This window comes from Burkholderia sp. Se-20378, from assembly GCF_017104665.1.
GTDB classification, from domain to species: Bacteria; Pseudomonadota; Gammaproteobacteria; order Burkholderiales; family Burkholderiaceae; genus Burkholderia; species Burkholderia lata.
In genome coordinates, this window is the sequence record NZ_JAAGPG010000284.1 from 1 (window position 1) to 10,614 (window position 10,614).

The window sequence follows — 10,614 nt, forward strand, 5'->3', positions numbered from 1 at the left end:
TGCCGTGCTCGTCGCGGACGCGCTCGCACGGCTCGCATTCGGCCCGTGGCGGCGCCTCGCCGCGCTCGTCGTCGCGATAGCAGCGATTTCGGTGCCGCTCGCGAGCGGCTGGTGGGACGGCCTGTCCGTGATGCGCGAATACGCGGTGCGCAGCGACGACTTCTGGATCGAGGCGATCCGGCACGTGTCGCTCGCCGGTGGCTCGGTGGCCGCCGCGCTCGTCGCGGGCGTGCCGCTCGGCATCGCCTGCGCGCGCATCGCGGCGGTGCGTACCGTCGCGATGCCCGTGCTCAATATCGTGCAGACGATCCCCAGCATCGCGATGTACGGGCTGATGATGGCGCCGCTCGGTTTGCTCGCCGCACACGTGCCGCTCGCGGCCGCGCTCGGTATCCGCGGCATCGGCGTCGCGCCGGCCGTGCTCGCGCTGTTCCTGTATTCGCTGCTGCCGATCGCGTCGAGCGTCGTGGTCGGGCTCGGCCAAGTGCCGCCGCACGTCACGGAAGCGGCGCGCGCGATGGGCATGACGCGCGCGCAGCGGCTGCTGCGCGTCGATCTCGTGCTCGCGCTGCCGGTGATCCTGAGCGGCGTGCGCATCGTACTTGTGCAGAACATCGGGCTGACCGCGGTCGCCGCGCTGATCGGCGGCGGCGGCTTCGGCACCTTCATCTTCCAGGGGATCGGGCAATCGGCCGCCGATCTCGTGCTGCTCGGCGCGATCCCGACGATCGTGCTCGCGCTGGTGGCGGCCGTGATATTCGAAGCCGCGACCACGCTCGCGAAGGGGCGTGCAGGATGATCGAGATCGAACGTGCGGGCAAACGCTTCGGCGATATCGTCGCCGTCGACGACGTCTCGCTGACGATGAAACGCGGCACGATCACCGCGCTCGTCGGCGCATCGGGCAGCGGCAAGTCGACGCTGCTGCGCATGATCAACCGGCTGATCGCGCCCACCAGCGGCACGATCCGTATCGACGGTGTCGATACGGCCGCCGTCGCACCCGAACAGTTGCGTCGCGGCATCGGCTATGCGATCCAGGGGCACGGCCTGTTTCCGCACTGGAGCGTCGCGCGCAACATCGCGACCGTGCCGCGCCTGCTCGGCTGGCCGGCCGATCGCATCGATGCGCGCGTGAACGAATTGCTCGACCTGTTTCATCTCGCGCCGGCCGAGTTCGCGGACAAGCTGCCGCACGAACTGTCGGGCGGCCAGCAACAACGCGTCGGCGTTGCGCGTGCGCTCGCAGCCGAGCCCGCGATGCTGCTGATGGACGAGCCGTTCGGCGCGCTCGATCCGATCATCCGCAACAAGGCGCAGGACGACCTGTTCGCGTTGCAGCGCCGCCTCGGCATCACCGTCGTGATCGTCACGCACGATATCGAGGAAGCGCTGAAGCTCGGCGACACGATCGCGGTGATGGACGGCGGCCGGTTGCTGCAGGTCGCCTCGCCGGCCGAGATACTCGGCAAGCCGGCAGCCGGCGTCGTCGAGCAGCTCGTCGCAGGCGTCGACCGGCCGCTGCGCCTGCTCGCGCTGACGCCGATCGACGCAGTGGCGGAACCCGGTCATGCCGACGGCGAACCGATCGCCGCGACACGCACGCTGCGCGATGCCGTGTCCGAGCTGCTGTGGCGCGGTGTCGATGTGCTGCCGGTCGAAGCCGGCGACGGCCACAACACGCGCCGCATCACGCTCGACGCGATCCGTGCGCACGCAAGGAAGCCCGCATGACGACGCGCAGCAACGTGCAGCCCGGACGATCGGCGCTTCCTGCCACCGTCGCGCGCGCGGCGGCGCTCGCGCTGCTGCTCGTGTTGCTGCTGCGCCCCGCATGGCTGCAAGGCTTGTTCGCGCCGTTCGCGGACAACGGCGCACCCGTCATCTACGATCGCGCCAGCCTGCTCGACCTCACGCTCGCGCATCTCGGCACGGTCGCGTTGTCGAGCGTGATCGGCACGATCGTCGCGGTCGCGGCCGGCATCGCGGTCACGCGGCCGTGGGGCGCGGATTTCCTGCCGGTCGCGCGCAGCGTCGTGGACATCGGCCAGACCTTCCCGCCCGTCGCGGTGCTCGCGCTCGCAGTGCCGGCCGTCGGCTTCGGCTTGAAGCCCGTGCTGATCGCACTCGTGCTGTATGGCCTCCTGCCCGTGTTCGAAAGCACGATCGCCGGGCTCGAGGACGTGCCGCGCGACGTCGTCGATGCCGCACGCGGGATGGGAATGAGCGGCTGGCAGCAACTCGTGTCGGTCGAGTTGCCGCTCGCGTTTCCGGTGATCGTCAACGGGGTCCGGCTCGCGGTCGTGATCAACCTCGGCACCGCGACGATCGGCTCGACGGTCGCCGCGCGCGGGCTCGGCGACGTGATCATCGCGGGCCTGCAGACGTCGAACACCGCGTTCGTGCTGCAGGGCGGCGTGATCGTCGGGCTGCTCGCGGTGCTCGTCAGCGACGCGATCGGCGCGATTGCACGGGTGGCGGCCGCACGGCGCGCGTAATGCGGGTAATGCGCGTAGTACACGTAGTGCCACATCCTGTCGCACACGAATGCATGTAAAAACGACCGAAACGCCACGCCCGGCGACGTTCATCCGGACTCCGATGCGTGTCCGCGCAACGATCGGATCGCCGCCCGACGCGAATCGACACAAGCCTACATGCCGCTTTCATTCGAACCGGCACTCGACCACCGGCCGCGATTGGCCGATATACTAGGCGCCTTCCAATTCCCACACTCCACCATGCGACGGTTTCTCTGGCTGATCGTGCTTTCGCTCGGTATCGCGCAACAGGCATCGGCGCAACAGGCGCCCGCACTGCCTGCGTCCGCGCCCGAAGCGGCCGCATCGGCGCCGTCCGTCGCATCCGCGCCGCTCGCCGACACCAACGATCAGCCGAACGAAGCAAACCGCCGCATCACGTCCTACCTGACGAAGAAGTTCGGCGTTGCAAAAGAGCGGGCCGCGAAGCTTGCCGATATCGTGAGCGTCACTGCGACGAAATATTCGCTGCCTCCCGCCCTCGTTTACGCCATTATTTCGATCGAATCGCGCTTCCAGGAAAAGGCGCGCGGCCAGCATGGCGCGACCGGGCTGATGCAGGTCGTGCCGGCCGCGCACCGCGGCCTGGTGCGCAACGTGAAGGACCTGACCGAACCGAACGCAAACGTCGAAGTCGGGTCGGCGATCCTGTCGGGCTACGTGAGAGCCGCCGGTGGCGACGTGCGGGCCGGACTGAGGAGCTACAGCGGCGGTTCGAGCGCGTATGCGGCGAAGGTGATGCAGCGGGTCGATTCATTCCGCTTCGTGCTCGAACCGGACGACGACGCGAAAGCCGCGAATCCCTCGAATGATACGAACGGCCGCATGGTGCCGGTCAGCGAAAAGACGAGCCCGACGGCGGCCCGCAACAACTGATCCCGGTTTCGTTCGACGCGCATGCGCCACGCCACCCGCTTCCTTGCCGTCGCCGCACTGGCGATTGGCCACTCCATCGCGTTTGCCGCCGTCGATTGCGAGCAACACGGCCCGACGATGAACAACGTACGGACCTGCGTACTCGATCAGAACAACCAGGCCGTCGAACGCGCATACCGGTCGCTCGAGCACAGGCTCAAGCAGCGCAACCCCGATGCCGCCAGCGCGCTCGCGAAATCGCAAGCAAGCTGGACCCGCTTTGCCGACGACACCTGCGACTACGTGAAAACCGCCAATCCGCAGCAGATGATCCCGGAAGACGCGCGGATGAACTGCTGGGTCGATTTCAGCCAGGCACGCGTGCGCATCCTGAAGAAATGGGAATCACAGCTGGACGCGCCGTCACCGGCGCAGAACTGAACGACGAACGGATACCCGCTCGTCACGTCTGCACGAAACGCTCCCGCAGAAACTCGATGAAATGCTGCGTCTTCGCGGGCAGCAGCCGCGTTTCCGTCATCGCATAGACCGGAATCGGCTCGCCCTCCCAATCGGGCATCACGCGGCGCAGCCGGCCCGCGGCCAGGTCATCCGCGACGATCGCTTCGGATAGCAAAATGATGCCCGCATCGAGCGTGGCCAGGCGCCGCAGCATGCCGACGTTATTTCCCGCGAAACGGCTGCTCACCGGTACCGCGACGGTGTGCGTGCCGTGGTGCAGCGTCCACGTGCCGGCCCTCGCCAGGCTGAGGCACGCGTGCCGCGCCAGGTCGTCCGGCGTGCGCGGCTCGCCCTCGCGCGCGAGATAGCCGGGCGACGCATACAGGTAGTTCCCGAGCGTGGCCAGCCGCCGCGCGATCAGTCGAGAATCTTCGGATTCGCCCATGCGGATCGCCACGTCGAACGGTTCGCTCACCAGATCGACACGCCGCGACGTCAGCTCGAAATCGAACGTCAGCTTCGGGTAACGCGTCGAGAACTCGACGATCAGCGGCGCCAAGTAGGTCACCGCGAAATCGACCGGAAACGATGCGCGCAGCACGCCGGTCGGCTCCGCCAGCAGCCCGCCGAGCTGCTCGTGCGCGAGCCGCGCCTCGTCGACGATGCGCTTGCAGCGCTCGAAGTAAAGCTGGCCGGCCTCCGTCAGTTCGATCCGGCGCGTCGTGCGATGCAGCAGCCGCAGCCCGATCGCCTTCTCCAGCGCGCCGATGCGCCGCGACAGCGTCGAGTTCGGCATCCCCAGCGTCTCGGCCGCGCTGCGAAAGCCCTTCGCCTTCACGACTTCGACGAACAACGCCATGTCGTTCAGCAGTTCCATGCTCATTGCCCCACCAATGGATCAATGTTATCCAGATTACCCGGTTTATCCCGAAAAGGAAGCAATGGATGATGGGAGTGTGGAGGCGAGGTCCGCACACCCGTGCGCGGCCGGCGCCCGAGGCGGCACCGACCTGGCGCCGCTATCCCGAATCTCGAGGAGCAACGCATCATGAGCCAACTGTTCACCCCGGCCCGCGTGGGCCGCTACACGCTGCAGAACCGCCTCGTCATGGCGCCGATGACCCGCAGCCGCGCCGCCTTCGACGGCACGCCGGGCCAATGGGCTGCCGAATACTACGCGCAGCGCGCGAGCCTGGGCCTGATCGTCACCGAAGGCACGCAGCCTTCCGACGACGGGCAGGGCTATCTCACCACGCCCGGCATCTATACCGACGCGCACGTCGCCGGCTGGAAGGCCATCAGCGACGCCGTGCATGCGCGCGGCAGCCGCCTGTTCATCCAGCTGATGCACGTCGGGCGCATGTCGCATCCCGACAATACGCCGCATCACCGGCAGGCCGTCGCACCGTCGGCGATCGCACCGGGTGCGCAGATGTTCACGGTGAAGGGCATGCTGGACATCCCCGTGCCGCGCGCATTGACGACCGAGGAAGTGCGCGCGACCGTCGAGGACTTCCGCACCGCGGCACGCCGCGCGATCGAGGCCGGTGCCGACGGCGTCGAAATCCACGGTGCGAACGGGTATCTCGTCCAGCAGTTCTTCTCGCCGAATGCGAACACGCGCACCGACGTGTATGGCGGCTCGATCGAGAACCGCGCCCGCTTCGCGATCGAGGTCGCGACGGCGATCGCCGACGAGATCGGCGCCGACCGCACCGCGATCCGCCTGTCGCCCGGCGCCACGCTCGGCGGCGTGGACGAAGGCGAGCAAGGGCCGGACCTGAACCGCTATCTGGCGACCGAACTCGACCGTCTCGGCCTCGCTTACCTGCACGTGATGCATCACGGCAACGAAGCGCTGCTGGCCGACCTGCGCGCGCGCTGGAGCGGCATGCTGATCCTGAACCGCCCGGGCCGCCCGCGCGACGCGATCGGCGACGACCTGAAGTCGGGGCTGGCCGATCTCGAAGCGTACGGGCAGATGGTGCTGGCGAATCCGGATTTCGTGACGCGGGTGAAGACCGGCGCGCCGATGAACGACGCGCGGCGCGAAACGTTCTTTGGCGGCGATGCGCGCGGGTATGTCGACTATCCGGCGCTGGATGGGGCGGCTGCGGCTTGATGCTTCGGCTCAGGGTGATCGCAAGGACACGCTGGAACGCATGTTGCGGCGATCGCCCGGTGAACCCTCGATTTCAAAGGAGATCGATGTTCACCTTGGACACCATAGGCGCGATACGCAGCACACGGTCTGCCTGATCACGCACGTACTCCGAAATATTGCCTACCCATCCACGTTCGTCGCCCGCGTAAACGTCGGACTCCGCCAATTCCGGCGCGAGCTTCTTCGCCAGACTTGCCATCTTCGACATTTCCCGCGCGACGAGCGATGGCCGGATCTGCGTGCGATGCGCAAAATCCGCGAGTGCGAACGCGGTCAATTCCTCCGTGCGAAACACATCCCCGTAAGCCATCGCCATGTCCTGGACGTACGCGTCGCCATACACGTTGACGCAAACGAGGTCGTAAAGCGGGGCCGGCGCAAGCCCGCCACCGCTGACGAAAAACGAGATGTTCTTGCCATGCGCGTCGCTGTTGCCGATCAGCAGTTGCAGCAGTGCCCAGCGCAGCATTGCCGTGCGCGCGGCTGCCGGAGTCTCGAGATACGGCGTCAGCGAGAACAGCTTCTCGAAGCTCACGCCTTCGCGAATATTGCGCACGTCCGCGTTGTTACCGAGGTTGCGTTCGTACTTGAGCGTCGCCGGCAAATCCAATGCCTGGCATCCGTCGATGACATGAAGACGCCGCACCGCACGGACGCGCGTCGGATCGTCCGGCTCGGTCGTCACGATCCGGTCGAAGCGCTCGATGAGCAGAATGGGTTCCGGGATGCGGCGAATCTCGACGGGCGCCACTGGCAGCCCCATTCGAGCGGCCAGCGTCATGCAGAAATGCTCGTTGGCGACCATGAACGGCGCATGCGGGTTGCCCGACTCCGGCTTCAGAATGTGCGTGCTGCTGAGCGCCCCTTCGACGAGTGCAAATTGCTCCCCCTCGACCAGCACCTGCAGCTTGTCCTGATGGCCGGCAATCGACAGACGCACCTGGCCGTCCCACACCGGAAACGGGATCGCGTCGCGCTTGCGAATGCGGTCGGTCAATTCCTCCGCGGATATCACGCGACGTTCCGACTCGTGGGCTTCCGGCGCCTGCGCATCCTCGGCGTCGTCCGGCAGGAAACTCAGCGCGCCGACCGGCTCCTTGCCGAGCATCCGGATCAGGCCGAACACGTTGTCCTTCGATAGCTGGTACATCGCCGCGGCCACTTCAAGCGCACGCCCCTCGGGCAACAAATTGCCGATGAAGCGCTGCACCGCGCCCACGGGAAGCGAACGACCGTCGAGCGGAATGCACGGCGACAACGCGAACGCATCGGCGCGTGCCTGCCATGTCGGGTCATACGAAAAACCGTAGTCATCCTGACTGGCGTCGTAGGTCAGCTGCCCAACGGGCGAACCGTTGGTCGAGATGCGCAGGCGATGAACCATCACGCGCCCTCCCGCGACCCCGCCGGAACAGTCGGCTCGGCCAGTTCGTGCAAGGCCTTGCGCGCGACGGGCACTTCGCGTTTCGGTACGACGAGCAGATTGAGCCCCAGACCGTCGAGTACCTTGAACAACTTGTCGAGGCTCACTGCCCGGCCGTTTTCGAGCCGCGACAGCACATCCTTGGAGACGCCGAGCATGTCGGCTGCGTCGTCGATCCGCATCTGGTTCTGCGCCCGCCGGTTGCGGACGAGCGCCCCCAACGCCGCGAGATCCTGCGCAAGCGGGTCGGGTGATGCAATCGGGCGAGGTAAGGTGCGGGCCATAATTCCGGGATACCAGGAACAAAACGCCGTCGAATACGAATCGACGGCATTGTTACGAGAATATCGGAATTATAGATCTGAACGGTGGCGAGGGCCAATTGTTCTCATATTTCAGGAACAAATGACGGCACACTCAAGGTCGGCACATTATTCTCATATTTCAGGAACTATACAGACCAACACGTGCCACGCTGGCGGCCGACCGGCATCGTTGCGACGCGCTCGTCGACCGCCTCTACTGCATCAAAACTGCCCCGCCGCCCCCGTCCATCGCAAGTAATCCCCGCGCGTCCAGTCGAGCGACACACCGACGCGCTTCGTTCCGGGCCGGATCTTCGGCTTGTACACCGACAGCGTCAGCGACTCCAGCGCCGGCCACTCCCGGAACGACAGCACCGCGATATCGGCGACGAGCGTCTCGAGCAACCGCGTATGCGGCTTGTGCGACAGGAACGCAGCAAGGCGCGCGCAATAGCCGTCGTAATCGATCCACTCGCCCTGCTCGCTCGGCTCGCACCGGTAGCCGAGCCTTGCATCGATCACGATCGGCTGCGGCGCCTCATGCTCGTGCGCATGAATGCCGATCCGCGCGGGCACCTTCAGTTCGTCGACGAACACGCTCCAGCCGCGCCCGCGCAGGCGCGGCGCGTCGATCGCCACGAACGGTTCGTCGAACGGCTTCATGATGCAAGCGGCGCGGCCGCGTCGAGCATGATGCGCACGAAGTAGTCGGCGAAGCTGCGGCGCAGGACGATCTCGAACGCATCGTCACCGGTCGGGATCAGCACGATCGACGACTTGAAGTAGTGCGACTGCGCACACTGGCCCGGCTTGAACGCACGCGGATGGAGATCGAGCGGGCAGCCGCGTGCGAGCACGTCGCGCACGCGTTCGCCACTGATCTCGACCACCGTATAGCCGCTGCCGACGTCGACGGCCGCCGCATACGAACCCTGCACGGCCTCCGCGAGCTGCGCCTCCAGCACGCCGGCCTGCACGGGCCCGTTCGAGCGCACGAGCCACTCGTCGGGACCGAGCCACAGCACGTCGTACTCGGCGCCGCGCGCCACCGTGTTCGGCGCCGCGGGCGGCCGGCAGCCGACCACGCGCTCGAACGCGCTGACGAACGCCGGATCGCTCAACTCGCCGCGCACGTTGACGAGATCGAGGAACGGCCGCTCGCGCAGCGTGAACTTCTTCGATGCGCGCGCCTGGTGCGGCTTCAGCACGTCGGCCGCGCCGACGAACGGCGACTCAAGCGTCGCGCCGCCCGCGCCCGCCACCTGCGTCTGGTTTCTGGTTTCATTCCACATGCTGGCGCACCCCTTCGGTATCGTAGAAAACCGGGCTCGAGATCTTCGCGGTGATGCGCTTGCCGTTGGCCAGCGGAATCACGACGCTCTCGCCCATCTTGTTCAGGCCGCCCTTCACCACAGCAAGCGCGATCGAGCGCTTCAGGATCGGGCTGTAGTAGCTCGACGTCACGTGTCCGATCATCGGCGTCGGATCGACCGCCGACACCTGCGTGTCCTTTGCGATGATCTGCGCGCCTTCCGGCAGCACGAACTGTTCGTCCTCGGTCAGCAGGCCGACGAACTGCTTGCGGCCTTCCTTCGAGGTGTCCGAGCGAGCGAGCGAACGCTTGCCGAGGAAGTCCTTCGACTTCGCGACGACGCCGCCCATCCCGAGGTCGTACGGCGTGATCGAGCCGTCGGTATCCTGGCCGACGATGATGTAGCCCTTCTCCGCGCGCAGCACGTGCATCGTCTCGGTGCCGTACGGCGTGATGTCGAACTCGGCACCGGCCGCCATCAATGCTTCCCACACCGCGCGGCCCGCGTTCGCCGGCACGTTCACTTCATAGGCGAGCTCGCCCGAGAAGCTGATCCGCATCACGCGCGCCTTCGCGCCTGCAACCGTACCGTTCCGGTAGCTCATGAACGGGAACGCCTCGTTGCCGAAGTCGATGTCCTGGCACACCTTCTGCACGACCTTGCGGCTCTTCGGGCCGACCACCGCGAACGTCGCCCAGTGATCGGTGACCGACGACAGTCGCACCTTCATGTCGGGCCATTCGGTCTGCAGCCAGCGCTCGAGCCACGTGAGCACGCGCGCCGCACCGCCCGTCGTGGTCGTCATCATGAAATGCTGGTCGGCAAGGCGCACCGTCACGCCGTCGTCGAACACCATCCCGTTCTCGTCGAGCATCAGCCCGTAGCGGCACTTGCCCACTTCGAGCTTGTTCCACGGGTTCGTGTACATCCAGTTCAGCAGCTTCACTGCGTCCGGGCCCTGGATGTCGATCTTGCCGAGCGTCGACGCGTCGAGGATGCCGACGCTGTTGCGCACCGCCAGGCATTCGCGCTTCACGGCCGCATGGAGATCCTCGCCGTTCTTCGGGAAGTACCACGGCCGCTTCCAGTTGCCGACGTCCTCGAACAGCGCGCCGTGCTCGACGTGCCACTCGTGCACGCAGGTCTTGCGGATCGGGTCGAGGAAATCGCCGAGCTCGCGGCCCGCGAACGTGCCGAACGACACGGGCGTGTAGTTCGGGCGGAACGTCGTCGTGCCCGTTTCCGGAATCGTCTTGCCGAGCGCCCCCGCGAGGATCGCCATCCCGTTGATGTTGCCGAGCTTGCCCTGGTCGGTGCCGAAGCCCATCGCCGTGTAGCGCTTCACGTGCTCGACCGACTCGAAGCCTTCGCGCGCGGCCAGCAGGATGTCCGCGGCCGACACGTCGTTCTGGAAGTCGACGAACTGCTTCGGCCCGCGCGCCGCGGCTTCGCGGCTGCCGACCAGCCACAGCGGCTGCAGTGCGCCTTCGACGGCTTCCGCGACCTGCGGCGCGACCGCGCGCTGCGCAGCCGTGAAGCCCGCCGCCTTCGC

12 protein-coding genes are annotated in these 10,614 nt (G+C 66.6%); 6 read left to right on the forward strand and 6 right to left on the reverse strand.

From position 1 onward, the window contains the following. The 5 genes from G3N93_RS25045 to G3N93_RS25065 all read left to right on the forward strand — a co-directional run. A partial coding sequence (locus G3N93_RS25045; RefSeq protein ID WP_206134175.1) for an ABC transporter permease occupies positions 1–799 on the forward strand: 799 nt, incomplete at its 5' end. Continuing rightward, positions 796–1,734, forward strand: a complete 939-nt coding sequence (locus tag G3N93_RS25050) for an ABC transporter ATP-binding protein (protein ID WP_206134176.1) — start codon at positions 796–798, stop codon at positions 1,732–1,734. The genes G3N93_RS25045 and G3N93_RS25050, both read left to right, overlap by 4 nt. Further along, positions 1,731–2,498 carry an ABC transporter permease gene (locus G3N93_RS25055; RefSeq protein ID WP_174936294.1) on the forward strand — a complete coding sequence of 256 codons (768 nt, stop codon included), beginning with the start codon at positions 1,731–1,733 and terminating at the stop codon, positions 2,496–2,498. The genes G3N93_RS25050 and G3N93_RS25055 overlap by 4 nt, the downstream gene beginning before the upstream one ends. Positions 2,499–2,741: 243 nt before the next feature. Further along, a complete protein-coding gene (locus tag G3N93_RS25060) occupies positions 2,742–3,416 on the forward strand; it encodes a lytic transglycosylase domain-containing protein (RefSeq protein ID WP_174988585.1) in 675 nt (224 codons plus the stop codon). A 21-nt stretch (positions 3,417–3,437) separates the two neighbouring features. After that, positions 3,438–3,836 (forward strand): lysozyme inhibitor LprI family protein, encoded by a 399-nt coding sequence (locus tag G3N93_RS25065; RefSeq protein WP_206134177.1) that lies wholly within the window; start codon positions 3,438–3,440, stop codon positions 3,834–3,836. Between the two features lie 22 nt (positions 3,837–3,858). Here G3N93_RS25065 and G3N93_RS25070 read toward each other — a convergent pair whose 3' ends face one another. Then, on the reverse strand, positions 3,859–4,734 hold the full coding sequence (locus tag G3N93_RS25070; protein WP_206134178.1) for a LysR family transcriptional regulator: 876 nt from the start codon (positions 4,732–4,734) through the stop codon (positions 3,859–3,861). Between the two features lie 171 nt (positions 4,735–4,905). Between G3N93_RS25070 and G3N93_RS25075 the strand changes: the two genes are divergently transcribed. Further along, entirely contained in the window at positions 4,906–5,979 is a 1,074-nt protein-coding gene (locus G3N93_RS25075; RefSeq protein ID WP_174938856.1) for an alkene reductase, read from the forward strand. Between the two features lie 73 nt (positions 5,980–6,052). On the opposite strand, the gene G3N93_RS25080 is transcribed toward G3N93_RS25075, so the two are convergent. From G3N93_RS25080 to G3N93_RS25100, 5 genes are all read right to left on the reverse strand, one after another. Further along, positions 6,053–7,405 (reverse strand): HipA domain-containing protein, encoded by a 1,353-nt coding sequence (locus tag G3N93_RS25080; protein WP_206134179.1) that lies wholly within the window; start codon positions 7,403–7,405, stop codon positions 6,053–6,055. Continuing rightward, positions 7,405–7,728: a helix-turn-helix domain-containing protein gene (locus G3N93_RS25085; RefSeq protein WP_166888053.1), complete on the reverse strand. Its 324-nt coding sequence runs from the start codon at positions 7,726–7,728 to the stop codon at positions 7,405–7,407. The genes G3N93_RS25080 and G3N93_RS25085 overlap by 1 nt, the downstream gene beginning before the upstream one ends. Before the next feature lie 243 nt (positions 7,729–7,971). Then, the gene (locus G3N93_RS25090; protein ID WP_011354099.1) at positions 7,972–8,412 is read right to left on the reverse strand and encodes a dihydroneopterin aldolase; all 441 of its coding nucleotides are present in this window, start codon (positions 8,410–8,412) and stop codon (positions 7,972–7,974) included. Beyond that, positions 8,409–9,041, reverse strand: coding sequence for a sarcosine oxidase subunit gamma (locus G3N93_RS25095; RefSeq protein ID WP_174938853.1), 633 nt, complete (start codon positions 9,039–9,041; stop codon positions 8,409–8,411). The genes G3N93_RS25090 and G3N93_RS25095 overlap by 4 nt, the downstream gene beginning before the upstream one ends. Further along, a partial coding sequence (locus G3N93_RS25100; RefSeq protein ID WP_277396569.1) for a glycine cleavage T C-terminal barrel domain-containing protein occupies positions 9,031–10,614 on the reverse strand: 1,584 nt, incomplete at its 5' end. The genes G3N93_RS25100 and G3N93_RS25095, both read right to left, overlap by 11 nt.

What these genes read in the sequence shown, in the direction of transcription:
- G3N93_RS25060 (WP_174988585.1), top strand. Translation starts at nt 2,742, where the DNA reads ATGCGACGGTTTCTCTGGCTGATCGTGCTTTCGCTCGGTATCGCGCAA.
- G3N93_RS25085 (WP_166888053.1), bottom strand. Translation starts at nt 7,728, where the DNA reads ATGGCCCGCACCTTACCTCGCCCGATTGCATCACCCGACCCGCTTGCG.
- G3N93_RS25075 (WP_174938856.1), top strand. Translation starts at nt 4,906, where the DNA reads ATGAGCCAACTGTTCACCCCGGCCCGCGTGGGCCGCTACACGCTGCAG.
- G3N93_RS25055 (WP_174936294.1), top strand. Translation starts at nt 1,731, where the DNA reads ATGACGACGCGCAGCAACGTGCAGCCCGGACGATCGGCGCTTCCTGCC.
- G3N93_RS25095 (WP_174938853.1), bottom strand. Translation starts at nt 9,041, where the DNA reads ATGTGGAATGAAACCAGAAACCAGACGCAGGTGGCGGGCGCGGGCGGC.
- G3N93_RS25050 (WP_206134176.1), top strand. Translation starts at nt 796, where the DNA reads ATGATCGAGATCGAACGTGCGGGCAAACGCTTCGGCGATATCGTCGCC.
- G3N93_RS25090 (WP_011354099.1), bottom strand. Translation starts at nt 8,412, where the DNA reads ATGAAGCCGTTCGACGAACCGTTCGTGGCGATCGACGCGCCGCGCCTG.
- G3N93_RS25065 (WP_206134177.1), top strand. Translation starts at nt 3,438, where the DNA reads ATGCGCCACGCCACCCGCTTCCTTGCCGTCGCCGCACTGGCGATTGGC.
- G3N93_RS25070 (WP_206134178.1), bottom strand. Translation starts at nt 4,734, where the DNA reads ATGGAACTGCTGAACGACATGGCGTTGTTCGTCGAAGTCGTGAAGGCG.
- G3N93_RS25080 (WP_206134179.1), bottom strand. Translation starts at nt 7,405, where the DNA reads ATGGTTCATCGCCTGCGCATCTCGACCAACGGTTCGCCCGTTGGGCAG.